24 protein-coding genes and 2 tRNA genes are annotated in these 22,812 nt (G+C 54.4%); 18 read left to right on the top strand and 8 right to left on the bottom strand.

What is annotated here, in order from left to right:
• The first annotated feature begins 224 nt into the window (after window positions 1-224).
• From NE609_RS12395 to NE609_RS12335, 14 genes are all read left to right on the top strand, one after another.
• Window positions 225-827 (top strand): restriction endonuclease subunit S, encoded by a 603-nt coding sequence (locus tag NE609_RS12395; protein WP_256152679.1) that lies wholly within the window; start codon window positions 225-227, stop codon window positions 825-827.
• The gene (locus NE609_RS12390) at window positions 817-2,352 is read left to right on the top strand and encodes a type I restriction-modification system subunit M (RefSeq protein ID WP_256152678.1); all 1,536 of its coding nucleotides are present in this window, start codon (window positions 817-819) and stop codon (window positions 2,350-2,352) included. Before NE609_RS12395 ends, NE609_RS12390 begins: the two co-directional genes overlap by 11 nt.
• The gene (locus NE609_RS12385) at window positions 2,352-3,491 is read left to right on the top strand and encodes an HNH endonuclease (protein WP_256152677.1); all 1,140 of its coding nucleotides are present in this window, start codon (window positions 2,352-2,354) and stop codon (window positions 3,489-3,491) included. Before NE609_RS12390 ends, NE609_RS12385 begins: the two co-directional genes overlap by 1 nt.
• A gap of 1 nt (window position 3,492) precedes the next feature.
• Window positions 3,493-4,635 (top strand): nucleotidyltransferase, encoded by a 1,143-nt coding sequence (locus NE609_RS12380; RefSeq protein ID WP_256152676.1) that lies wholly within the window; start codon window positions 3,493-3,495, stop codon window positions 4,633-4,635.
• Window positions 4,628-5,107 (top strand): hypothetical protein, encoded by a 480-nt coding sequence (locus NE609_RS12375; protein ID WP_256152675.1) that lies wholly within the window; start codon window positions 4,628-4,630, stop codon window positions 5,105-5,107. The genes NE609_RS12380 and NE609_RS12375 overlap by 8 nt, the downstream gene beginning before the upstream one ends.
• On the top strand, window positions 5,079-5,477 hold the full coding sequence (locus NE609_RS12370; protein ID WP_256152674.1) for a hypothetical protein: 399 nt from the start codon (window positions 5,079-5,081) through the stop codon (window positions 5,475-5,477). Before NE609_RS12375 ends, NE609_RS12370 begins: the two co-directional genes overlap by 29 nt.
• The gene (locus tag NE609_RS12365) at window positions 5,449-6,705 is read left to right on the top strand and encodes a restriction endonuclease subunit S (protein ID WP_256152673.1); all 1,257 of its coding nucleotides are present in this window, start codon (window positions 5,449-5,451) and stop codon (window positions 6,703-6,705) included. Before NE609_RS12370 ends, NE609_RS12365 begins: the two co-directional genes overlap by 29 nt.
• Window positions 6,702-6,914: a 4-fold beta flower protein gene (locus NE609_RS17845; RefSeq protein WP_370867166.1), complete on the top strand. Its 213-nt coding sequence runs from the start codon at window positions 6,702-6,704 to the stop codon at window positions 6,912-6,914. Before NE609_RS12365 ends, NE609_RS17845 begins: the two co-directional genes overlap by 4 nt.
• Before the next feature lie 6 nt (window positions 6,915-6,920).
• Window positions 6,921-7,100 (top strand): hypothetical protein, encoded by a 180-nt coding sequence (locus NE609_RS12360; RefSeq protein WP_256152672.1) that lies wholly within the window; start codon window positions 6,921-6,923, stop codon window positions 7,098-7,100.
• A 75-nt stretch (window positions 7,101-7,175) separates the two neighbouring features.
• Window positions 7,176-10,265 (top strand): type I restriction endonuclease subunit R, encoded by a 3,090-nt coding sequence (locus NE609_RS12355; protein WP_256152671.1) that lies wholly within the window; start codon window positions 7,176-7,178, stop codon window positions 10,263-10,265.
• A 2-nt stretch (window positions 10,266-10,267) separates the two neighbouring features.
• The gene (locus NE609_RS12350; RefSeq protein ID WP_256152670.1) at window positions 10,268-11,002 is read left to right on the top strand and encodes a M48 family metallopeptidase; all 735 of its coding nucleotides are present in this window, start codon (window positions 10,268-10,270) and stop codon (window positions 11,000-11,002) included.
• A 293-nt stretch (window positions 11,003-11,295) separates the two neighbouring features.
• The gene (locus NE609_RS12345; RefSeq protein ID WP_256152669.1) at window positions 11,296-11,730 is read left to right on the top strand and encodes a MarR family winged helix-turn-helix transcriptional regulator; all 435 of its coding nucleotides are present in this window, start codon (window positions 11,296-11,298) and stop codon (window positions 11,728-11,730) included.
• A 1-nt stretch (window position 11,731) separates the two neighbouring features.
• A complete protein-coding gene (locus NE609_RS12340) occupies window positions 11,732-13,096 on the top strand; it encodes an MATE family efflux transporter (RefSeq protein ID WP_256152668.1) in 1,365 nt (454 codons plus the stop codon).
• A 140-nt stretch (window positions 13,097-13,236) separates the two neighbouring features.
• Window positions 13,237-13,746: a GNAT family N-acetyltransferase gene (locus tag NE609_RS12335; RefSeq protein ID WP_101553179.1), complete on the top strand. Its 510-nt coding sequence runs from the start codon at window positions 13,237-13,239 to the stop codon at window positions 13,744-13,746.
• Window positions 13,747-13,804: 58 nt separating this feature from the next.
• Here NE609_RS12335 and NE609_RS12330 read toward each other — a convergent pair whose 3' ends face one another.
• The 7 genes from NE609_RS12330 to NE609_RS12300 all read right to left on the bottom strand — a co-directional run bounded on the left by NE609_RS12330 (window position 13,805) and on the right by NE609_RS12300 (window position 20,923).
• Window positions 13,805-14,185: a hypothetical protein gene (locus NE609_RS12330; RefSeq protein ID WP_256152667.1), complete on the bottom strand. Its 381-nt coding sequence runs from the start codon at window positions 14,183-14,185 to the stop codon at window positions 13,805-13,807.
• A gap of 421 nt (window positions 14,186-14,606) precedes the next feature.
• Window positions 14,607-15,287 (bottom strand): sigma-70 family RNA polymerase sigma factor, encoded by a 681-nt coding sequence (locus tag NE609_RS12325; RefSeq protein ID WP_101549575.1) that lies wholly within the window; start codon window positions 15,285-15,287, stop codon window positions 14,607-14,609.
• A complete protein-coding gene (spoIIAB, locus tag NE609_RS12320) occupies window positions 15,284-15,721 on the bottom strand; it encodes an anti-sigma F factor (RefSeq protein WP_101549573.1) in 438 nt (145 codons plus the stop codon). The genes NE609_RS12325 and spoIIAB overlap by 4 nt, the downstream gene beginning before the upstream one ends.
• Entirely contained in the window at window positions 15,708-16,079 is a 372-nt protein-coding gene (locus tag NE609_RS12315) for an anti-sigma factor antagonist (protein WP_101549571.1), read from the bottom strand. The genes spoIIAB and NE609_RS12315 overlap by 14 nt, the downstream gene beginning before the upstream one ends.
• Before the next feature lie 111 nt (window positions 16,080-16,190).
• Complete coding sequence (locus NE609_RS12310; RefSeq protein ID WP_256152666.1) at window positions 16,191-17,474, bottom strand: folylpolyglutamate synthase/dihydrofolate synthase family protein; 1,284 nt, start codon at window positions 17,472-17,474, stop codon at window positions 16,191-16,193.
• A gap of 123 nt (window positions 17,475-17,597) precedes the next feature.
• Complete coding sequence (locus NE609_RS12305) at window positions 17,598-20,219, bottom strand: valine--tRNA ligase (protein ID WP_256152665.1); 2,622 nt, start codon at window positions 20,217-20,219, stop codon at window positions 17,598-17,600.
• A gap of 173 nt (window positions 20,220-20,392) precedes the next feature.
• Complete coding sequence (locus NE609_RS12300; protein WP_256152664.1) at window positions 20,393-20,923, bottom strand: DUF1836 domain-containing protein; 531 nt, start codon at window positions 20,921-20,923, stop codon at window positions 20,393-20,395.
• Between the two features lie 150 nt (window positions 20,924-21,073).
• On the opposite strand from NE609_RS12300, the gene NE609_RS12295 reads away from it, so the two are divergent.
• Both NE609_RS12295 and NE609_RS12290 read left to right on the top strand, forming a co-directional pair.
• Window positions 21,074-21,727, top strand: coding sequence for a hemolysin III family protein (locus NE609_RS12295; protein WP_121587334.1), 654 nt, complete (start codon window positions 21,074-21,076; stop codon window positions 21,725-21,727).
• Between the two features lie 113 nt (window positions 21,728-21,840).
• Window positions 21,841-22,194 carry a helix-hairpin-helix domain-containing protein gene (locus NE609_RS12290; protein WP_256152663.1) on the top strand — a complete coding sequence of 118 codons (354 nt, stop codon included), beginning with the start codon at window positions 21,841-21,843 and terminating at the stop codon, window positions 22,192-22,194.
• A gap of 54 nt (window positions 22,195-22,248) precedes the next feature.
• On the opposite strand, the gene NE609_RS12285 is transcribed toward NE609_RS12290, so the two are convergent.
• Window positions 22,249-22,425, bottom strand: a complete 177-nt coding sequence (locus tag NE609_RS12285; RefSeq protein ID WP_158595683.1) for a hypothetical protein — start codon at window positions 22,423-22,425, stop codon at window positions 22,249-22,251.
• Window positions 22,426-22,571: 146 nt separating this feature from the next.
• Between NE609_RS12285 and NE609_RS12280 the strand changes: the two genes are divergently transcribed.
• Together NE609_RS12280 and NE609_RS12275 are read left to right on the top strand one after the other, a co-directional pair.
• Window positions 22,572-22,647 (top strand) — tRNA-Val (locus tag NE609_RS12280).
• Window positions 22,648-22,652: 5 nt separating this feature from the next.
• Window positions 22,653-22,729, top strand: a tRNA-Asp gene (locus NE609_RS12275).
• Window positions 22,730-22,812 lie beyond the last annotated feature (83 nt).

The raw sequence follows: 22,812 nt of genomic DNA, 5'->3' as shown, positions 1-22,812 counted from the left end.
GCGAATTATCTGAAAGAAATTACCGCATACAAGCCATTTGAGAATTGGCAGGACTGCCGTCCGTGGGAGAAATCCTGCGGGCGGTATTTTTCATAAAAGTTATTTATTGAACATGACAAAAAATATTCTTGACTTTTGCGGTGGGTTTGCATATAATATAGTTGAATCCAAAAATGAATTTTTTGCAATGTTAAAGTTATTTTTTCCTCATGACAAAGGAGATGGTGAGGCTGAAACTCGGAGATATTGCTTCTGTTCGGAGCGGTCTGGTATTATCACGGAAGCTTTCAAAAACGCCTACGAAATATCGATACCAACTTATCAATTTACGATCGATTAATCAAGTTGGATATATTGAAACTGAGAATGTCGATTTATATGACGCGACAGAGCCGCTGGGTTCTGAGTATCTGACGCATACAGGGGATGTTGTAATCCGGCTTACCGCACCATACACTGCTGTGTTGATTGATGACACAACATCGGGAATGGTCATTTCATCGAACTTGGTTGTGATTCGTGCGGATACAAGCCTGATTTTGCCGGAGTATCTATACTGGCTCTTGAATACGCCTAAGATAAAACGTCAGATATATGAAAACACTTCGAGCAACATGCTTGGCGCTGTTAAACCACGGTATTTTGCTGATTTTGAGGTGAGCCTTCTATCAATACAAAACCAGAAAAAGATTGCGGAGTTGAACCTGTTGGCACATCGAGAATGTCAACTCCTAAATGAGCTGGCGTTGGAAAAAGAAAAGTACTATTCCAATATGATTAATGAGATACAAAAACAGATGAGAAGAGGTATTGGCCATGACGACTAAAAGTGATATTGAGCGCGTTCTCTGGAGCGCCTGCGACAGTTTCCGGGGAAAAATTGACAGCTCCCGCTATAAAGACTATATCCTATCCATGCTTTTCGTAAAATATTTAAGCGATGTTTCCAAGGAGAAGCACGAAGAATACATCAAGCAGTACGATGGCGATGAACGCCGTGTAGCACGGGCTATGAGCCGCGAGCGCTTTACCCTGGACGAAGATTCCACATTTGACTATCTGTATGAAAATCGAAACGATTCCGAGATTGGTCAAAAAATTAATGTTGCGCTTTCCCATATTGAGGAGCACAACAGTGGCAAGCTTCGAAATGTGTTCCGTGCCATCGACTTTAACTCTCAGGTGGACTTCGGTGACGTAAAGGAAAAGAACGCGACTTTGCGTAATCTACTGGAGGATTTCAGTGGCATTGACCTTCGTCCCGGTCAACTCGGCTCTGCCGATATCATCGGCGACGCCTATGAATATATGATCGCAAACTTTGCCTCAGATGCAGGCAAAAAGGGTGGTGAGTTTTTTACCCCAAGCCAGGTTTCCGAGCTGGTGGCATCCCTTGTAAAGCCGAGGGAGAATGATCGCATATATGACCCCACCTGCGGAAGTGGCGGTCTTCTGCTCAAAGCCTATAAAAAGGTACCCAGCGGTAAGGTGGCCATCTACGGTCAGGAATTGAATGCTCAGACTTGGGCGCTCTGTACCATGAATATGTTCCTCCACGGTGTTGACGATGCCCGCATCTGGCAGGGCGATACGCTGGCGAACCCGCAGAATATTGAAGATGACAAGCTCATGAAGTTCCAGTGTGTTGTCGCGAATCCTCCGTTCAGTCTGGATAAATGGGACAGCGGGTTTCTCTCCAACGCACCGGTGGATGCCAAGGGGAAAAAGCAGGAGAAAATGACAGCTTCCCTTGACACGTGGAAGCGTTTTGACTGGGGAGTGCCGCCATCTTCCAAGGGCGACTATGCGTTTGTACTTCATATGCTGGCAAGTCTGGATGCTGAGAACGGACGCATGGCAATCGTGCTGCCCCACGGCGTGCTCTTCCGTGGTGCCAGCGAGGGAAAAATCCGCAAACAGATTGTAGAACTCAATCTGCTTGATGCTGTCATCGGACTGCCGGCGAACCTGTTCTACGGTACCGGTATTCCTGCCTGCATTCTGGTATTTAAGAAAAACCGCGCCCGCCGGGATGTGATTTTCATCGATGCTTCCGGCGATGGAAACTATGAAAAAGGCAAAAACCAGAATATCCTACGTAATGAGGACATCGCCAAAATTGTCAGCACCTACGATGCACGCCAGAGCGTTGATAAGTATGCATATGTTGCATCCTTTGACGAAATCAAGGAAAACGACTTCAACTTGAATATTCCCCGCTACGTGGATACCTTTGAGGAAGAAGAACTGGTGGATATTGACGAGGTGAAGCAGAATATTGCCAGCATTGAGGCTGAATTAGCCGAGGTGCAGGCACAGATGAAGAAATACTTAAACGAATTGGGATTGTGATGGCAAAAATGAATTCAGAAATAGGTCGGACAGCAATCGATGAAAAAGTGCGAATGAAGTTATGGGCTGTCTCGGGTGGAAGATGTGAGCTATGCAATAGATTATTGTACCAGGATCTTGTTTTCGGTTACGATGGAAATTTTGGAGAAATGGCGCATATTCATGCTGTCAGTGAAGGTGGCCCTCGTCACAAATATGGCATGACCATCGACGAAAAGAATAATATTGACAATTTAATGTTGCTATGCGAAGAACATCATCACATGATAGATATACACCCTGAAGATTTTAAGGAAGGGTTATTAATCAAGAAAAAGATAGCTCACGAAGCAAGAATCCGTGAAGTCACAGGAATTCCAAGTGAGCAGAGCTGCAGAATCATTACATATTTCTCAAATATTGATAATCAGGCAGAGTTTAGTTCAGAAAGACTTCTTCGTGAAGCTGTCCTGCTTTCGGGGCGTGTTCCCATGCAAGAGCCAATAATCAATCTAAGTGCTGATTCTTGTACGAGCTATACGGCGAGTGAACCTGTTTTTCAACAGAAATCTCAAGAATTGGAGCGGAATTTTAAAAATTGGTTTGATGCTGTGATAAAAAGTAAAGATAGTATCGGTATTTTCGCACTTGCTCCGCAGCCATTATTATTTAAGCTTGGTACGCTTATTAACGATCAATACAATGCGGTTGCATTCCAGTGCCATAGAAGTGGACATAAATGGGCTTGGCCTAAAGCGATAGCATCAGTTGAATTTCAATTCTTGAATACAAAGGAAGGAAAACCAAATGTGCTGGCTTTGGTAATTGATCTCAGCGCTCCTGTATGTGATGATAGAATTACATCTGTGCTTGGAGACAATGCTACAATCTACCATATAACGTTAGATGAACCATCAAGGACTTTTGTATCCGGAGAAATTATTCAGGAAGAGTTTGTAAAAGTGTTCCGTGTCGCAATGGAAACTCTAAAAAATTTGCGTCCTGCGCCAGAATGTATTCATATTTTTCCTGTTATGCCGAATTCTTTGGCAGTACGCGCCGGAATGGACTATATGCCTAAGGCGGATCTGCCAGTTGTTATTTATGAACAAGCAAATCAAGCAGATGGCTTTTTTAAGGCGCTAACAATAGGAGGTTAAAATGACAGATCAAGAAAAAATTCTGGGTATGCTTCTTAGTAGAATTGCAGATGAGATAAATATCACATCGACAATGCAAGACAAAGCTGTTAGCAGCTATACTGCTGTTGGCAAGTGGATTGGTGATGGGTTGGACTATGATGTAAAAATAATGCCACAGGGTTCCATGAATTTGGGAACGGTCATTAAGCCTATTGATGATCGAGACGATTATGACATGGACCTTGTATGCTTGCTTAAAAACGGTCAGTATCTTTCCTTAAAAGATATCAAAAATCTGGTTGGTGATCGGCTAAAAGAAAATGCTACATACCTCCAGAAACTTGAAAAAGAAGGTAAGCGTTGCTGGACGATGCAATATGATGAATTCCATATGGATATTTTGCCATGCGTTCCCTTAAATGGTTATTTTATCGAACCCAATATCACAGCGATTAAGCTGACACACAAAATCGGCGATGGAACATATGTGCCTCGGTACAGCAATCCTTACGCATACCACAAGTGGTTTGATAACCGCATGAAAGATATCCTTTTGATCGAAAAGCGCGCCTTTGCTGCACAGAACAAGACTGAAATTGATAAAGTTCCAACACACAAAATGCGCACCCCTCTTCAAAAGGCAATTCAGTTGCTGAAACGTCATAGAGATATCTGCTTTCAAAACGTTTCGGATGATGCACCCATATCAATTATTATCACAACTCTTGCAGCATGGGCTTATAACGGTGAAACGAACGTATATGAAGCACTTTGCAATATTTTGGAACGAATGCCCAAATACATCGAATGTCGAGATGGTGTTTATTGGGTAGAAAATCCCGCTATGCCGGAAGAAAATTTTGCTGACAAATGGAATGCAGAGCCAAATAAGCGGACTGCATTTATAAGTTGGCTTGGCAGAGCGAGAAGAGAACTAATTGATAATCCGCTTGCGTGCTTTGGAATGGATGGCATTGCAGAAGAATACAAGAAATATCTTGGAGAGAGACCAGTTCAGCGTGCATTTAATGCGGTGGGTGACAAAACTCGTGTGGCGAGAGAACGGGGAGAACTTACAGTCAACGGTCTCACTGGGGGGCTCTCTGCATCGGCTAAACATATTGGCTATCCAGTAAAGGAGCATACGTTTTGGGGTGAATAGAAAGAAATATCAAAAAGTAAAAACATACCGACTGATTGACCAACTGGTAACTATAAAACAAAGATTTCCAGAATCGGATGTTACCATCAAAAATGGTGCGTTGCACTGGAGCGGATACGTAAAGCCGACAGCAGTTTCGCGCATATATCACGTGGTAATTGACTACAAGTTGAGAAAGCGGCCTGTTGTAAGACTATGTGGGGAGAATATACAAGGACTTGATAGACCTAATTTTCCTCATAAATTTCATACTGACTATGAAAAAAAGCAAGTTGATCTATGCTTACATCTTCGATATGAATTTACTTCCAGTATGCTAATCGCTGATACAATTATTCCGTGGGCAATTGAATGGTTATATTTTTATGAGATATGGTTGGCAACCGACACATGGTGCGGTGGCGGAAAGCATCCTGAAGGAAAAAAGAAATGCGGGGTAACACATGAGCATAGTCTTAAAGCCGCTGTTTGATATTCTGACAGGCGATGTCGCTGTCATGAATAACGTGTTATATAACTACCTCATAATGCTGGTCGTCGGCGAAATTGCGTTTCGCGTTGCATTTAGCCTTGTTGGTGATGCATATAACTTGGGTTTGATAAGCGGAAAATCGGCGGGTTCCATTCTCCACTGGATTATTCGATTAGTTATTTATGTAGCCATAGCCTATTTATTACGAGGCGGTATATGGTTGTATAGATTTGTGATAGGTGTACCGCACTGGGTATGGTGGACTTTAACAGGAGTCATTGTGGCGGCTATGATACTTGTGATTGTACTCCGCTATGTAAGGGAAAAGAGGACGAGCGAAAATGGACAAGCAGATAAAGAAACGAATTGAACAGATTCGACGTGGTGAGGTACCAGAGGGGTATAAATACGGAAAGGATGGCGTATACCCTAAAGATTGGAAATCTCAGAAGATGATGCAGTGGCTGTCATTAAAAGAACGACCTGTTTTGTTGCGGGACGAACTAAGCTATCAACTAGTGACGGTTCGTAGGGCTTTTGGAGGGGTAGATTCCAGAGGCCAGTATTGCGGAAAAGATGTGCTGGTCAAGAACTATTTTGAAGTTAGACAAGGAGATTTTTTGATCTCTAAGAGACAAATTGCACATGGAGCATGTGGTATCGTTCCAGAAAAGTTGGACTGTGCGGTGGTTTCCAACGAGTACAACGTTTTTGTTCCAGAACAAGGCACAGATGTGGACATGTTTAATCTTATGATGCAGCTTCCTCATTATAAGCGATTGTTTTACCTTATGAGCGATGGAGTCCATATTGAAAAGCTCTTATTCAAAACACAAGACTGGATGAAGCGTTCTTTAGCGATGCCACCACTCGATGAGCAGCAAAAAATTGCCGCAATCCTTACCACGCAGGACAAGGTAATCGAGCTGAAAGAAAAGCTCCTTGCCGAAAAGCAACGGCAGGAAAAGTATCTGTGCCAGCAGCTTCTGACCGGCAAAAAGCGTCTGCCGGGGTTCTGTGGAGAGTGGAAGAAAGTTAAGCTGAAAAAGTTGTTGAAAGAGCGAAAAACATATGCACAAAAGGGAGCAGAATTTCCTCATGTTACGCTTTCTACTACAGGCATATATTCTAAAAGTGAACGATATGATAGGGATCATCTTGTGAAGTCGGGAGATAAAGAATACAAAATTACGCATTTCGGAGATATTTGCTACAATCCTGCCAACTTAAAGTTTGGTGTAATATGCGTTAACACATACGGAGACGCTATTTTTTCCCCAATCTATGTTACATTTGAAGCAACCGAAACTGTGAACATCGACTTTCTATCCAACTACTTAATGCGCTGGGATTTTATTAATGCAGTTAGGAAGTACGAAGAAGGAACAGTGTATGAACGAATGGCAGTAAAACCCGAAGATTTTCTTAAGTATGAGGTTTTATTACCTGCGCTGAACGAACAAACTGCTATTGCCGAAATTCTCTCAACATCAGACCGCGAGATTTCCCTTCTTCAAAAATCCATTGACGCCGAAAAGCAAAAGAAAAAAGCCCTGATGCAGCTCCTGCTTACAGGCATTGTGAGGGTTAAGGTATGACTATATATTTTTACGATCAAAAGTCAGGTAACCCAGTCTGCTATACCCCTAATGCAAAAGATTATTACACAATGGATGGCGTGGTATATGCATACGTCAAAGACGGCTACTGGTATTCTTATAAGGATAATAGCTGGATCGGATGGCAAAAGGACAACTGGTTTTATGATTCCAATGGAAATCCGCTATATTTTACAGAAAAGAGGTGAGACACAATGGCAACAAATCCCCCAAGCGGCGACGGTCACAGAAATGGTGCGGTCAAAGGCAGAACGCAGAGTTTGAACCCTAAAACAGGGCTATACACAAAGCGTGATACCAAAACCGGAAAGTTTATGGATGTAAAAACGACCGGAGGACAGTTCAAGGGCGTCACCAAAGAGAAGCAAGGCTAAAACGCAGGAGGCGAGGCGGTTTACACCGCCCCGCTATTCTTGGTTTTATAGATATCACACGAAGGAGGCTCAATAATGAACCCTGACCTCTATCTTGAAAAGAACGCCAGCCAGCAGCCGGCCATTGATTTGCTGCGTGCCATGGGCTATACCTACATATCTCCGGAGGACTGCGCCATGCAGCGCGGCAGCGGTTACCATGTGCTGCTCCGAGATATTCTGCGCGGCCAGCTGCGCCGACTGAACCGCTACACTTACGCCGGTGCAGAAAACGAGTTTTCTGCCGCTAATATTGAGCGCGCTATGGAGGATCTGGACGAGCCTCTGACGGATGGATTCGTTCGCACCAGCGAGAAAATTTACGATGCGCTACTGCTGGGTAAAAGTTATCCCGAAACCGTGGGCGATGGGAAAATGCTCAGCTTTAACCTCAAGTACATTGACTGGGAGCACCCCGAAAACAACCTCTACCATGTGACGGAGGAATATGCCGTTGAAAGTCAGGACAAGCAGCATAATGCTCGCCCTGATATTGTGCTGTTTATCAATGGTATTCCCTTTGCTGTGATCGAATGCAAAGCACCGCAGGTTTCCGTCGATCAAGCGGTGGAACAGACTGTGCGCAATCAGCAGGCGGACTATATCCCTCAGCTCTTTAAATACGCTCAGATTGTTATGGCTACCAACAAGAATGCTGTGAAATACGCCACAGCCGGAACACCGAAAAAGTTTTGGAATGTCTGGAAAGAGCAAAACGAAGCATTCATGAGTCACCAGCTTGTGCGGCTGCTTGATGACCGTGTGCCCACTGAACAAGATAAAAATATAATTTCATTGTTTAGCAGAAAACGTGTCATGGAGCTTATGCGGTATTTCATTCTCTACGACGCCAATGTCAAAAAAATCTGCCGCTATCAGCAGTATTTTGCAATTAAGGAAATTGTCAAGACCATCGGCGAAATCGACGAGCGCGGTAATCGCCAAAGCGGTGTTATCTGGCATACACAAGGTAGCGGCAAGAGCCTGACCATGGTCATGCTGGCAAAGTATATCCTCATGGAGCTAACAGACTGCCATCCCAGAGTTGTAATTGTAACTGACCGTAAAGAGCTGGACGGGCAAATTGCAGCTACCTTTGCACACACACGGTTGAACCCTGCCCGTGCAACCAGTGGACGGCATCTTGTTGAACTTGTAAACAGCGGTAAAGCGGATGTGATCACAAGTATCATTAACAAGTTCAATACCGCTGAGCGTATGGCAACAAAAAATGAGTCCAGAGACGTCTTTATTCTGGTGGACGAGAGTCACCGTTCAAATTACGGCCTGATGGCAACAAAGATGCGCAGCGTATTCCCGAACGCTTGCTATATTGGCTTTACCGGAACGCCTCTGATGAAGAAAGAAAAGAACACCATGTCCAAGTTTGGCAAGCTGATCCATAAGTACACGATTAAAGACGGCGTGGATGATGGCGCTATTGTACCGCTAATCTACGAAGGGCGCTTTGTGGATCAGTATGTTGACGAGGAAAACATCGACCTTTGGTTTGAGCATACCACTAAGCGGCTGACAGATGCGCAGAAGGAAGACCTGGCAAAGAAATGGAGCAGTATCCGCCGCCTGACATCCACCGATGCACGGATTAAGCGTATTGCCCTTGACATTAACACTCATTTCATTGAGGGCTATAAAAATACCGGATTCAAAGCTATGCTTGCCACGAACTATAAAAGAGATGCGGTTCGCTATCTTGAATGCTTTGAGCAGTTTGATGACCTGACGTGTGCTGTGGTTATCTCACCGCCGGATATGCGCGAGAGTGTTGATGACATGGATGAGGGCACTGACGATAAGGTCGTGGCATACTGGAATAAAATGATGCGGCAGTACGGCGATGCAGACCGTTATGAAGAGGCAATGAAAAACAAGTTCTGCGACGGTGAAATCGATATACTCATCGTTTGCAGCAAGCTCCTCACCGGCTTTGACGCACCCATTTGCCAGGTGCTATACATTGACAAGGAACTGAAAGAGCATGGCCTTTTGCAGGCCATCGCCCGCACCAACCGGCTTCACGAAGGCAAGGACTACGGTCTGATTGTGGATTATCGGGGGCTGATTGAAAAGCTGGATACCGCGATGGATATGTACAGCGGCGCAGGACTTGAGAATTTCGACAGCGGAGACTTGAAGGGCGTGGTTGTGGATGTTATGTCCTCCGTCGGAAACTTGCGCGATTCGTATACCCGACTGATTGAATTGTTTGCACCGGTTCGGAATAAGGCGGACGCAGAAGAAGTGGAGGTTTTTCTTGCGGATGACAAAATCCGTGAAGACTTCTATAATCTCCTGTGTGTCTTCGGAAAAGCTCTCAACCTGGTGTTGAATTCTGAGCAAGCCTATGCCGCTGTTCCAAAGGACGAACGGAAAAAATATCAAAGTACGTTTATCTTTTTTGCAAAGGTGCGACGCAGCGTAAAGATCCGTTATTGCGATGCCATAGACAACAGCGAGTACGAACCACTGATGCAAAATCTTTTAGATACCCACTTATCTGTAGCCGGTGTCCGCCAGATCACAAGCCCAATCAACATTCTAAATAAAGATGATTTTGAAAAGGAACTGGACGAGCTTGGGTCACTTCGCGCGAAAGCCGATGCAATCGCAAGCCGCATGACAAAGAGTATCAGCGAGAAGTATGATGAAAATCCCGCCTACTATGACAGCTTCTCCAAGAGAATAAAGGATGCATTGGATCAGTATAAAGAACAAGTGATTACAGAGGCTGAGTATCTGGCTAAGATGCGTACCATTATGGAAGATTACCACGCCGGACGAAGTTCTATAAGCTACCCGGAATCCATTAAGAACAATGTTCATGCGCAGGCATTTTACGGTGTGCTTTCCGCCATCCTCGATGATGATAAATCTGCAGATGTTGCCCCGGATTTTGCCGCAGAAATAGCCGAGGAAATTACAAAAATCATCGCAAAGCATAGTCAGGTGGACTGGACAAACAACAAGACCATTCATGATCGCATCTCGCAGGATATTGACGACCTATTTTATGAGTACGAGAAAACGCGCGGACTGAAGCTCTCCTTTGATGTTATCGACAAGATCATTGAGAATGTAAAAACCGTTGCGCTGCGGAGGTTTTGAGGATGACATCAATTTCAATTCTCCGCAAAGTTGTGTCCGATGGAAAAGAGATCATCTATCATTTGGAGCAAAAGCCAGTCAAGAACTTGAATCTTCGAATAAGAAAAGACGGCAGCGTTTATGTATCGGCAAATGATGATGTTCCAGTTGGTAAAGTGGACGAATTTGTGGTCAGCAAGGGAGCCTATATTCTATCGGCTTTACAACGATTTCAGGAATTGTCTCGATATCGTCCACAGCCAAAACAATACACCAGCGGAGAGACATTTTGTATTTTAGGTCGAGGGCTGCGGCTGAAGGTTTTTGAAGGTTCCAAAGATGCAATCCATTCAGATGGTGTGTATATTTTTCTTCAGGCAAAAGATTCTACGGACGCAAAACGCAAAGAGCGCATTGTGACACGATTTTTAGATCAACAATGCAAAGATCAGTTTGGCGAGATTATGGCAGAAATTTATCCGCTGTTCCAGAAATACGGTGTAGTCCAGCCGACACTGCGCATTCGTGATATGGATACGCGATGGGGTTCCTGCCTATCGAAAAAAGGAATCATCACATTAAATAAACGGTTGCTGGAAGCGCCCCGAAGCTGTATCGAGTATGTGGTAATGCATGAATTTTGTCACTTTATTCACCCAAACCATTCCAAGCAGTTTTACGGCTTTCTTGCTATGCTGATGCCTGATTGGAAGGAACGCAAAGTGGCGCTTGATAAGTGCGCAGAATTTTGGCTGTAGATTATTAACTGTTATAATTTCGTGGCAACAGCATGGCAACAAAAAATCAGATAGCCCAAACTATCTGGATAATGAAAACAATGTAAATACTCTGAGCTAAATTTCATAAGCAAAACTGTTTAGAACACACCGAACAGGAGCGAGTGGGAATAAATCCGGAAAACGCTTTCAGAGGGGCCCAGGCTTTTGCCTGAGCCCCGCTTCTTTTTCCCCCGGCACTTGACTCCGGATGAAATCCGTGATATAGTTAAGTGAAATTATATAAATTAGCTTAAATATTCAGGAGGATCGGCATGGACCTGCGGGACACCCTAAACCAATACTACTACGGCACCACGGTCTGCGACCTGCGGCAGCTCAGCCGGACGGGCGGCGGGGAACTCTCCTACAACAGCATCATGTACCTGGACGTCATCTCCTTCCAGGAAGCGGACGGAGGCTGCACGGTGGGCAGGCTGGCAAAGACGCTCCGCATCTCCGCGCCGGCCGCCACTCTCAAGGTCAACGAGCTCGTCAAAATGGGGCTGGTTGAGAAGTCGCGCAGCGAGACGGACCGGCGGGTCGTCTACCTGCGTGTGACAAATCAGGTGGCCGAGTCCCTCAAAAGCTACGACAGCCCCTTTGAACGCGCCGCGCAGGCGGTCGAGCGGCGGTTTACCGCGGATGAGATCCGGGCCTTCTGCTCGATCCTCGGCACCTTTACCGAGGAATATAAGAAGGATTTTTGATATGGAACAGCAAAATCAGATCTTCGAGACGCTCTCCCCCACGCGCCTGTTCTTTCGGTGCGCCCTCCCCAGCATGGTCAGCATGGCCGTCGCCGCCCTCTATACGATCGCCGACGGCGTCTTTGTGGGCCGTTTCATCGGGTCGGACGCCCTCGCGGCAATCAACCTCGTCATGCCGGTGCTCAGCATCAGCTTCTCCCTCGCCGATATGGTCGCCGTCGGTTCGTCGGTACAGATCGCCATCCACCTGGGCGAAAAAAAGGAGCTGGAGGCCAGCCGGATTTTTACCGTCTGTTCCCTGCTGATCGTCGGGATATCCGCGGTCGTGGGAGTGATCGGCTATTTCGGCGCGGAACCGCTTGTGCGCCTGATGGGGGCGGACGCGGAGGTCACCGCGCTCTCGGTGGAATATATCAAGGTGTACGCCGTCTTCGCGCCCTTCATCATGGTGTTCTTCGCGGTCGATAACTACCTTCGCATCTGCGGCCGCACCCACTACAGCATGGCGCTCAACATCATGACTTCCCTGCTCAATATTCTGCTGGACTACCTGTTCCTTGGCGTGCTGCGGCTCGGCATCGGCTCCGCCGCGCTGGCCTCCTGCATCGGGCTCTCGCTGGGCACCCTCCTCGGCTACTGGCCGTTTCTCCGGAAAAAGCTCCAGCTGCGCTTCGTACGCGGGAAAATCCGCCTCCGTCAGATCACCAACATTCTGTTCAACGGTTCCTCCGAGTTCTTTTCCAACATCGCGGGCTCCATCCTGATGATCATCCTGAACAGCATCCTGCTTCATCTGGCGGGCTCGATGGCGGTGGCCGCGTTTTCCATCGTCCTCTACGTGGACAGCATCATGGCCTCCCTCCTCTATGGCATGACCGACTCGATGCAGCCGGCGATCAGCTACTGCTACGGTGCGAAGCTGCGCGGCCGCATGTTCGCCTTTGAAAAGCGGGTGCTGCTCGCGGGCGCGCTGCTCTCCGGGATCACGCTGGCAGGGATGCGCCTCGGCGGGCAGGGGATCATCTCCCTGTTTATCCGGGAGAACGACCCGGCCCTGCTGGAAATGAGCCTGCGGGCCATGGAGCTCTTCTCCTTCACCTACCTGACCGGCTGGATCGGCGTGGGGCTCAGCGCCTTCTTTACCGCCGTCAACCGGCCGGGGACCTCCCTCGGCATCTCCATCGGCCGCGCGCTCTTCTTCCCGCTGCTCGCGCTCGCCGTCCTCGTCCCCCTGCTGGGCGTGGACGGCGTGTGGCTCACCTCGGCGGCAAGCAGCACGCTGACAGCCGTCACGGCGGCCGTTTTCCTCGCGCGGTTTTTGTACGGACAGAAAAACGAGGGCCGGCCCGAACCCCCTTCCCGGTGACCGCGGCGCCGGCCGCGGGATTCCCGGTTTCTTTCCGCGAAAACGGGATCCTTTTTTCGCGCGCGGTGCAATTCGGCCCCGCAAACCGCCAAGAATCAGTGAAAGGCCCGTGGAAAGCCGCGGGCGGTTTGGAGGAAGCCATGATTATCCGAAAAGAGACTCCCGCGGACTATGAGGCGGTGTATGAGCTCGTCAAGGCCGCGTTTGCGGCCGCCGAGCACAGCGACGGGCGGGAGCACGAGCTGGTGGCCGCCCTGCGGAAGAGCGGCGCCTTCGTGCCCGGGCTGTCGCTCGTCGCGGAGACGGACGGAATTCTCGCCGGGCACATTCTCTTCACGGAAATCCGGATCGGCGGGCGGACCGCGCTGGCGCTCGCCCCGCTGTCCGTGCTCCCCGCGTACCAGCGAAGGGGCGTCGGCTCCGCGCTGATCGCGGAGGGGCACCGTGCGGCGCGGGAACTGCGCTATCCCTTCTCCGTCGTCCTCGGAAGCGAAAGATACTATCCGAAATTCGGTTACCTTCCCGCCGAACGGTTCGGCATCCGCCCGCCGTTCGACGCGCCGTCTGAAAACTTCATGGCCCTCCCCCTTTCGGACGAGCCCGTCCGGATGGAGGGAGTCGTGCGGTACGCAAAGGAGTTCGGGCTCTGACGCCCTGCGGCGGCCCGGGAACGGGGGACCCCAGCGGGGTTCCCCGGCTTTTTCTGTCTTAAACGGCGGGCTTTTGGTCCTCCAGGAGCTTTTCCGCCAGCTCCTCCGCCAGCCGCTCCACCGCTTCGATTTGTGCCGCGTCCGCGCCGGGGAGGTGGACCCCCGCCGTGACGACGACCACCGTGTTCAGCGCGCGGCAGAGACGTTCGGCGACCGGGCGGGCGACGGCCTCGTCCTTGTGGCCGGGCTGATTCCATACCGAGCAGGTGCAGGAGACGCTCCCGTCCCCGCGCAGGCTGGGGCGCGGCTGCGCGATGGCCACCGACCCGATGTGCGACCGTCCGCCGCCCACCGTCACGGTGAGCCCCTCGTCGAGCGCCGCCGCCCGCGCCTCGAGCGTGATGCCGCTGCGCGACACGCGGTAAGATCCCGTCTCCATGCGTTCAACCCCCTTCAGGCGGCTTTTCCGCCCTCGATTTTATGAATCCACTGTAACGCACCCGCCGCCGGATGTCAACCCAAAACCGTGCCGGACGGGCGGGCGCGGTCGCCAAACAAAATTTCCTCCCGCAAAGCGGGCGGGGCCGCCGCGCGGGGGCGCCGCTTTTGCAGGCTTTCCCCCCAAACGCCCAAAAGCGGCGCCGCATGACGCCGCGCCGCCAGTCGCCCCCCGCCGACGCGCCGCATAGTATGGCAGTGTGAGCAACAACAAGCGGCGGCAGTATAAGGGTGGCGACAGCCCTCAGAAGAGCCTGCGTATGACGACCTGCTGCTTCACATAAAGGGAGGGCGGATTTGATCCGCCCTCCCTTTTTCGCATATCGCGCCCATCCGATGCCCGCCCGTTCCCTTCTCCCCCGCTACCCCGTGAGCTCGCGGCGCAGGGCGGTCAGGATCTTTTTTTCGCGGCGGGAGACCTGCACCTGCGTCATGCCCAGACGCGCGGCGGTCTGCACCTGCGTCATGCCGGAAAAATACCGCAGCACGATCAGCTTGCGGTCGTTCGGCTCGAGGCTGCCGACGACCTGCTTGAGGGAGATCACGTCGGAGAGCATGTCCTCGGGCGACGCGACCGGCAGGTCGATCTGCCCGCCGCCGTCGTCGTCGCTCTCGGTGAGGGAGAGGGGCGGCGCGGCGGCGCAGAGCGCCTCGACCACCTGCTCCTCCGGCAGGTCCATCGACTGCGCGAGGTCGGCCACCGTCGGGTCCCGGCCGAGGACGTTCGCGAGGCGCTCCCGCTCCCGGGAGATGCGCATCGACAGCTCCTTGAGGGTGCGGGAGACCTTGACCGCGCCACCGTCCCGGAAGAGGCGGCGCATCTCGCCGAGGATGACGGGCACCGCGTAGGTGGAAAACCGCACGCCGCGCGTCTCGTCGAACGCGTCGGCGGCCTTGCACAGCCCCATGCAGCCCGCCTGGAAGAGGTCGTCATATTCGATCCCGCGCCCCTTGAACCGATGGGCGCAGGCATGTACCAGACCGATGTTCTGGGAGATGGTCTGTTCCCGTTTGTTTTCGGCACATTCGATCACCGGCTTCATGCCTCCTTGCTGCGAATGTCCCTCTCCAGAACCACCGTCGTCCCCTTTCCTTCCTTGGACGTCACCTTGACGCGGTCCATGAGGCTCTGCATGACGGCAAAGCCCAGACCCGCGCGTTCCTCCTCCGGCGCGGTCGTATACATCGGTTCCATCGCCTTTTTGATGTCGGGGATGCCGCAGCCCTTGTCGCGCACCTTGATGACGACGCGGTGGTCGGGCAGGATATTCGCGGTTATGTACACGATCCCCAGCCGGTCGCGGTAGGCGTGGACGATGCAGTTGGTCACCGCCTCGCTGACGGCGGTCTTGATATCGGAAAGCTCCTCCACGGTCGGGTCGAGCTGCGCGACGAACGCCGCCACCGCCGTGCGGGAGAACGCCTCGTTGACCGAGCGGCCCTCAAACTGAAGCTTCATCGAATTAATTGCTTTCATCTTCCATTCCTCCGGCTTTCGCAGACTTATCGGGTACGGGGCGGCGCTCGGCCCTGTCCAGAACCGCGAGGCGGTCGAGCCCCGCGAGAACCATCACCTTTTTCAGATGGCTCGCCACATTGACCAGGTGCAGCGTCCCGCCCAGCTCCTGCATGAGCTTGTAACGCCCCATCACCAGGCCGATGCCCGACGAATCCATGAAGGTCACGTCGCGAAAGTCGATCTCCAGCTCGCGGACCTGCCCCTTGAGCACCGCGTCGTCGATCGTCTCGCGCATCTCCTTGGCGCTGTGGTGGTCGATGTCGCCGATAATCCGCGCGGTCAACAGCTCGTCCGCCAGATCGATTTGAACAGCCATAATCTTCTACGTCCTTTCCTGGGAAGGCATTTCTCCCCGCTTTCGCGCAGCAAAAAAAGCCCTATCCAAAGGATAGAGCTTTTTCCGTGAAAATGCTGTCGAAGCATGTCCCTATTCCAATTTCGCCCCGGGGAAAAAGAGGGCGCGCACCTCCGACGCCAGATAGAGCGACCCGCAGACGGCCACAACGCCGCCCTCCGAGGCGGCCACCGCCCGCGCCAGCTCAACCGCCTCTCCGGCGCTGTGGGCGGCGGAGGCCCGCAGCCCGAGCGCGTCGGCGCGCTCGGCGAGCAGGTGCGCGTCGAGCGCGCGGGGGCTCTTCGGGGTCACGCAGATGAGCCGCCTGAAGCGCGGGGCGAGCGCGGAAAGCGCGCCGCCCCCGTCCTTGTCCGCGAGGATGCCCATCACGCCGGTGACCGGACGGTCCCCGGCGAGGGAGAGCGCGTCCGCGAGGGCGCGGGCCGCCTGCGGGTTGTGCGCGCCGTCCAGGATGACAAGCGGATCCCGTCCGACGATCTCGAACCGCGCGGGGATCCGCGCCGATGCGATCCCGCGCGGGATCGCGTCCCCCAGCAGGAGCTTCCCGAACTCCGGCGTCCGGCCCAGCTCGACCGCCACCGTGAAGGCGGTCATCGCGTTGTCCACCTGATGCCGCCCCGCCAGCGGGACGTGCAGCCCGCACCCGCGGTACCCGAGCTCGGTCCCCTCGAGCCCCAGCTTCATCCACTCGGGGTGGGGGCTCGGCTGGATGACGGGCGCGCCCCTGGCGCACGCCTCCTCGTAGATCACCGCGAGCGCGTCGACGTCCTGGGCGGCGCAGGTCACGACGGGGACCCCCGCCTTGATAATGCCCGCCTTGGCGCGCGCGATCTCCGCGACCGTCCCGCCCAGCACCGCCGTGTGATCGAGGCCGATTTGGGTGATGACGCTGATGAGCGGCCTTCTCACCACATTGGTCGCGTCGAACGTGCCTCCCAGCCCCACCTCCGCCACGACGACGTCGCAGTTTTTCCGCGCGAAATAGTCGTAGGCGACGGCGGTGACGAATTCAAACTCGTTGAGGTCGTCCACCCGCGCGGCCAGCGGGGAAACCCGCTCCACGCTCTCCGTCAGCTCCGAGCGGGAGATCATCTCCCGGTCGATCTGGATGCGCTCCCGGAAATCGAGCACAAAGGGCGAGGTGTAGAGCCCCGTCCGGTACCCGGCCGCCTCCAGCATCGACGCGATCATCGCGCAGGTCGAACCCTTCCCGTTGGTGCCCGCCACATGCACGATCCTCAGCCGCTCCTGCGGATCGCCCAGCAGCCCCATGAGCGCCTCCATGCGGCCGAGCGTCGGTTTGGCGCTGAACCGCCCGAACGAATGGATATGGCTTAACGCCTCCTGATAAGTCATCCTGTCCCTCCAAAAAAAGCAGGCCGGGCCCGCCCCGTTCCGAGGACGCCGCCTCGCGGTCGTCGTCCCCGGCGGCACGGCGCGGCCGGCCTGCTGTAAAAGGTCTCTGTTTTCCGCGGTCTTTCAGGAGAACGCGGAAAGGCTCTCCTCGATCTTCGCAAGGCGCTCCCGCACCTTCTGGAGCCGCTGACGCTCCGCCTCGACGACGTTGGCCGGGGCCTTTTCGACGAACCCGGGGTTCAGCAGCTTGCCCGAGAGGGCCGCGAGGTCCTTTTCGCAGGCGGCCTTCTCCCTGCCCAGGCGCGCGAGCTCCTTCTCGCGGTCGACGAGCTCGTCCATCGGGATGAAGATGCGCGCCGCCTCGGTGACGACCTGCACCGCGCCCTCGGGCGCGAACCGCTCCCCGATCTCCACGTCGGAGGCGAAGGCCAGCCGCTGGAAGAAGGGGATTCCCTGCCGGAAGACCTCCGCCTCACCGGTGGCGATGTAGAGGTGGGTCTTCTTGGAGGGGGGCACGTTCATTTCGCCGCGGCGCACGCGGATGGCGCGGATGGCCTGCATGACCTTTTCAAAGTCGCGCTCGTCGGCGGCGAAGTTGAGCGCCTCGTCGTAGACCGGCCAGTCGGAGACCATGACGCTCTCCCCCTCGTGGGGCAGCGCCTGCCAGATCTCCTCGGTGATGAAGGGCATGAAGGGGTGCAGCAGCTTGAGGGTACCCCCCAGGACGTACACGAGCACCCGCTGCGCCGCGAGGGAGGCCTCCCCGCCCGCCTGCAGGCGGGATTTGCAGAGCTCGATATACCAGTCGCAGAGCACGTCCCAGATGAAGTCGTAGAGCTTCTGCACCGCGAGGCCCAGCTCGAACTTCTCGAGGTTTTCGGTGACCTCGCGCACGAGCGCGTTATATTTCGAGAGGATCCACCTGTCCTCGACGGCGAGCGTCCCGGGCAGCGAAACGTCCGTCAGCCCGTCGGAGAGGTTCATAAGCACGAACCGGCTCGCGTTCCACACCTTGTTGGCGAAGTTGCGGGAGGCGTTCACCTTCTCATCCGAGAAGCGCATGTCGTTGCCGGGGGCGTTCCCGGTGGCGAGGGTGAAGCGCAGCGCGTCCGCGCCGTATTTGTCGATGACTTCCAGCGGGTCGATGCCGTTGCCGAGGGATTTACTCATCTTGCGGCCCTGCGCGTCGCGCACAAGGCCGTGGATGAGCACCGTGTCGAAGGGCACCTCCCCCATATGCTCCAGCCCCGAGAAGATCATCCGCGCCACCCAGAAGAAGATGATGTCGTAGCCGGTGACGAGGGTGTTGGTCGGGTAGAAGTATTTGAGCTCGGGGGTCTCGTCCGGCCAGCCGAGGGTGGAAAAGGGCCACAGCGCGGAGGAGAACCAGGTGTCGAGAGTGTCGGGGTCCTGTACCAGGCGCTTTCCGCCGCACTTCGGGCAGGCGTCCGGGTCCTCCTTGGAGACGACCATTTCCCCGCAGTCGGGGCAGTACCAGGCGGGGATCCGGTGGCCCCACCAGAGCTGGCGGGAGATGCACCAGTCCTTGATGTTTTCCAGCCAGTTGAAGTAGATCTTGTCGAACCGCTCGGGCACGAATTTGGTGTCGCCCCTGCGCACCGCCTCGATGGCGGGCTTGGCGAGCGGCTCCATCCTGACGAACCACTGCTTGGAGACGCGCGGCTCGATCGCGCTGCCGCAGCGGTAGCAGCCGCCGACGTTGTGCTTGTAGGGCTCGACCGATTTGAGGTAGCCGCCCGCCTCGAGGTCCGCGACGATCGCCTTGCGGCACTCCTCGCGGGTCATGCCCTCGTATTTGCCGCCGTGTTCGTTGATGGTGGCGTCGTCGTTCATGACGTTTACGACGGGCAGGTCGTGGCGCAGGCCGACCTCGAAGTCGTTGGGGTCGTGCGCCGGGGTGATCTTTACCACGCCGGTGCCGAAGTCCATCTCGACGTATTCGTCCGCGATGATCGGGATCTCCTTGCCCACGATCGGCAGGAGCACCTTTTTGCCCACGAGGTGCTTGTAGCGCTCGTCGTCCGGGTGCACCGCGACGGCGGTATCGCCGAGCAGCGTCTCGGGGCGGGTGGTCGCGATCTCGAGCACCTCGTCCGTGCCGACGATCGGGTAGTTAATGTGCCAGAAGAAGCCGTCCTTCTCGTCGTACTCCACCTCGATGTCCGAGATGGTCGACTTGCAGTGGGGGCACCAGTTGATGATCCGCTCACCGCGGTAGATGAGCCCCTTCTCGTAGAGGTTGACGAACACCTCGCGGACCGCCCTGCTGCACCCCTCGTCGAGGGTGAAGCGCTCCCGCTCCCAGTCGCAGGAGGAGCCGAGCTTCTTGAGCTGGTCTATGATGTGGCCGCCGTACTCCTTTTTCCACGCCCACGCGCGCTTCAAAAAGCCCTCGCGTCCGAGGTCCTCCTTGGTGACGCCCTCCTGCCGCATCGCCTCGACGATCTTCGCCTCGGTGGCGATCGACGCGTGGTCGGTGCCGGGCAGCCAGAGCGTCTCGTAGCCCTGCATTCTCCGCCAGCGGATCAGGATGTCCTGGAGCGTCTCGTCGAGGGCATGTCCCATATGCAGCTTGCCGGTGATGTTCGGCGGGGGGATGACGATGGTGTAGGGCTTCTTTTCGGGGTTGGGCTCGGCGTGGAAATACCGGCCCTCCTCCCAGAAGCGGTAGGTTTTATCCTCAACCTGCTTGGGGTCGTAAACCTTTTCCAGTTGTTTCGGCATGTCTGTTCCTCCAATAGCCTCTTTCGGCAAATTACAATACTCTATATTATAATAAAGTTCCCGCCCAATTACAAGCGGGACCGCCGGAAAATCTGCCTTTTCAGCGGATTCGGCGGCAAGGACGCGGCCGCGCCAAAAGGCGGCGGGGCTTTGCCCCCGCCGCCCGTCGGACGCTATCCCTCCGGGGCGTTTTCCACGACGCCCTCACACACCCGCCGCAGCTCGGTCGCCGCTCCCGCCAGCGCGAGGGCGAGCGCAAGCGCCCGCTCCCGGCTCTCCAGGACCGACGCGTCCGAAAGCTCCTCCCGCAGCAGCGCCTCGAGCTTCGGGCGCAGGCGGTTTTTGAGCGCGAGCGCATCCCCGTAGGCCCGCTCGAAGCCGCCCGGCGCCCCCTCCCCCGCCACCAGCCTTTTGATGTCGGAGAGCGCGAGCTGCTGCTTGAGGGTGAGGATGCAGAGCAGCTGCATCACCTGCTCGCGGGAATATTTTTTGCCCTTGACGGGCATAATAAGATGCTCCTTAGAATAGTTGTTGACCATCGTCTTGGTCAGCAGCTTATCCTCCGCCGACCGCTTGTTGCCCGCGAGGCCCTCGTCCACCAGCGTCAGGATCTGGTCCATATAGAGGTCGATGCGCGGCACGTCGGCGGCGGAGAGATCGGCGTCCGCAAAGGCGGCGGACAGGATTTCATCAAAGGTTTTCATCGTCTTCCCTCCCGGCAGGAATTCCCTGTCCCCAATTCTACATGATTTTGTGAACTTTTTCAAGATGCAGTTGCTTTTTCTTCAATATGTGATATTATAATAGTATTATATGGTTTTTAAAACTACATTATATTGTTGTGAGGTGCCACTATGCCGCGGATCTTCCTGAAAGCGCGCGACCCCATCAGCAGCTACACCCATTTCATCGGGGCGTGGCTGTCCGTGATCGGCCTGGTCGTGATGGGGGTGCATCTCGCGGTGACGCCGGGGGTCACGGCGGTCACCGCCGTCTCCTGCATTCTCTTCTGCCTGTCGCTCATCGCGCTCTACTGCGCGAGCAGCATCTACCATTTCACCAACGCCGCGGCCAAAATCCAGACCGCGCTGCGCAAGCTCGACCATGCGATGATCTACGTGCTCATCGCCGGGACCTACACGCCGCTGCTGCTCACCCTGCTCCCCCGCCCGAACAACCTCGTCTTCACCGCCGCCATGTGGGCGATCGCCGCCGCGGGCATCCTGATGAAGATGTTCTGGCTGGGCGCGCCCCGCTGGCTGAGCACCACCCTCTACATCCTGATGGGCTGGGCGATCGCCGTCGACCTGCCCGCGGTGGGCGCGCTGCCCCTGCCGGGGATCGTGCTGCTCGTGGCGGGCGGGCTCGCCTATACCGTGGGCGGCGTCATCTACATGGTCAAGCGCCCCAACCTCTCCGAACGGTTCGGGTTCCATGAGATTTTCCACCTCTTCGTCATCGCCGGCAGCGTCTGTCACTACCTGATGGTCCTGCTGTACATCGTCTGAACCCCGTCGTTTTCTGAACACAAGCCTCCCGCCGCGTATTTTGCGGCGGGAGGCTTGCTTTCCCTGCGGCGGGATGGTATCATTTCCCCATGGGAGCGAAAGGGGGCGGCGGCATGAAACAGCGGTCGGGCACGGGCCTCATCTGGGCCGCCGCGGGACTTCTCGCGGCCGCGCTCATCTGCTATAACGTCGCCACCGCGCCGCCCCGGGTCCCCGCCAGCATCACCTTTTCCCCCGCGCCCGTTTTAAACCCCTACCCCGAGCTGGAGGGGGTGGTCGTCCACATCAACCGGGCCACCGAGGAGGAGCTGACGCAGCTCCCCGGCATCGGGCCGGAAAAGGCCGGGGCGATCCGCGCCTACATCCGCGACTACGGTACGCTCGACTCCCCCGAACAGCTTCTGGAGATCAGCGGCATCGGCGAGAAGACGCTCGAGCAGATTTCCCCCTACCTGGCGTTCGACTGAGCCGAAGTTCACCCTGATAAAAAACGGGCGCGGCAGACGCCGCGTCCGTTTCGTTTAGTTCCGGTTCGGGTTCTCCGGCGCGGGCGGCTCGGGAGCGCCCTCCGCCTGGGATACCGCCTGGTTGATGAACGCGCTGGTGATTTCCGCGTTCGGGTCGACCTGTGCGAAATGGTCGTGCCGGGTCCGGGACCGTTTCCGTTCGGGATGGATCAGCCGGTTTTTTTCGAGCATGGCGCTCACCTCCTGCCGATAGTTTTTGCAGGGCGGACGGGATTATGCGGGAGCGCTTTTTTGTAAAAAGCGGTTGACATTTTGGGACAAGCAGTGTATAATAATTTACGTCGCTTGTTGGACGTTCAGTCACCAAAGGCAAATGTGGGAGCTTAGCTCAGCTGGGAGAGCATCTGCCTTACAAGCAGAGGGTCACAGGTTCGAGCCCTGTAGTTCCCACCAGTTGTGGCCCGGTAGTTCAGTTGGTTAGAACGCTAGCCTGTCACGCTAGAGGTCGTGGGTTCGAGCCCCATCCGGGTCGCCATTTTTCTCCCTTTCCGCTTTGCCAAATATGCCTTTGTAGCTCAGTTGGTAGAGCAGAGGACTGAAAATCCTCGTGTCGTTGGT

The sequence above is a fragment of the Anaerotruncus sp. DFI.9.16 genome (assembly GCF_024461615.1).
GTDB lineage: Bacteria > Bacillota > Clostridia > Oscillospirales > Ruminococcaceae > Anaerotruncus > Anaerotruncus massiliensis.
This window is presented reverse-complemented; position numbering and strand designations above follow the sequence as displayed.

Coding starts and splice junctions, on each gene's coding strand:
- NE609_RS12340 (WP_256152668.1), top strand. CDS start 11,732: ATGGAACAGCAAAATCAGATCTTCGAGACGCTCTCCCCCACGCGCCTG.
- NE609_RS12300 (WP_256152664.1), bottom strand. CDS start 20,923: ATGAAAACCTTTGATGAAATCCTGTCCGCCGCCTTTGCGGACGCCGAT.
- NE609_RS12315 (WP_101549571.1), bottom strand. CDS start 16,079: ATGGCTGTTCAAATCGATCTGGCGGACGAGCTGTTGACCGCGCGGATT.
- NE609_RS17845 (WP_370867166.1), top strand. CDS start 6,702: ATGACTATATATTTTTACGATCAAAAGTCAGGTAACCCAGTCTGCTAT.
- NE609_RS12380 (WP_256152676.1), top strand. CDS start 3,493: ATGACAGATCAAGAAAAAATTCTGGGTATGCTTCTTAGTAGAATTGCA.
- NE609_RS12290 (WP_256152663.1), top strand. CDS start 21,841: ATGAAACAGCGGTCGGGCACGGGCCTCATCTGGGCCGCCGCGGGACTT.
- NE609_RS12310 (WP_256152666.1), bottom strand. CDS start 17,474: ATGACTTATCAGGAGGCGTTAAGCCATATCCATTCGTTCGGGCGGTTC.
- NE609_RS12390 (WP_256152678.1), top strand. CDS start 817: ATGACGACTAAAAGTGATATTGAGCGCGTTCTCTGGAGCGCCTGCGAC.
- NE609_RS12385 (WP_256152677.1), top strand. CDS start 2,352: ATGGCAAAAATGAATTCAGAAATAGGTCGGACAGCAATCGATGAAAAA.
- NE609_RS12355 (WP_256152671.1), top strand. CDS start 7,176: ATGAACCCTGACCTCTATCTTGAAAAGAACGCCAGCCAGCAGCCGGCC.
- NE609_RS12350 (WP_256152670.1), top strand. CDS start 10,268: ATGACATCAATTTCAATTCTCCGCAAAGTTGTGTCCGATGGAAAAGAG.
- NE609_RS12365 (WP_256152673.1), top strand. CDS start 5,449: ATGGACAAGCAGATAAAGAAACGAATTGAACAGATTCGACGTGGTGAG.
- NE609_RS12305 (WP_256152665.1), bottom strand. CDS start 20,219: ATGCCGAAACAACTGGAAAAGGTTTACGACCCCAAGCAGGTTGAGGAT.
- NE609_RS12335 (WP_101553179.1), top strand. CDS start 13,237: ATGATTATCCGAAAAGAGACTCCCGCGGACTATGAGGCGGTGTATGAG.
- spoIIAB (WP_101549573.1), bottom strand. CDS start 15,721: ATGAAAGCAATTAATTCGATGAAGCTTCAGTTTGAGGGCCGCTCGGTC.
- NE609_RS12345 (WP_256152669.1), top strand. CDS start 11,296: ATGGACCTGCGGGACACCCTAAACCAATACTACTACGGCACCACGGTC.
- NE609_RS12370 (WP_256152674.1), top strand. CDS start 5,079: ATGAGCATAGTCTTAAAGCCGCTGTTTGATATTCTGACAGGCGATGTC.
- NE609_RS12295 (WP_121587334.1), top strand. CDS start 21,074: ATGCCGCGGATCTTCCTGAAAGCGCGCGACCCCATCAGCAGCTACACC.
- NE609_RS12330 (WP_256152667.1), bottom strand. CDS start 14,185: ATGGAGACGGGATCTTACCGCGTGTCGCGCAGCGGCATCACGCTCGAG.
- NE609_RS12285 (WP_158595683.1), bottom strand. CDS start 22,425: ATGCTCGAAAAAAACCGGCTGATCCATCCCGAACGGAAACGGTCCCGG.
- NE609_RS12360 (WP_256152672.1), top strand. CDS start 6,921: ATGGCAACAAATCCCCCAAGCGGCGACGGTCACAGAAATGGTGCGGTC.
- NE609_RS12325 (WP_101549575.1), bottom strand. CDS start 15,287: ATGAAGCCGGTGATCGAATGTGCCGAAAACAAACGGGAACAGACCATC.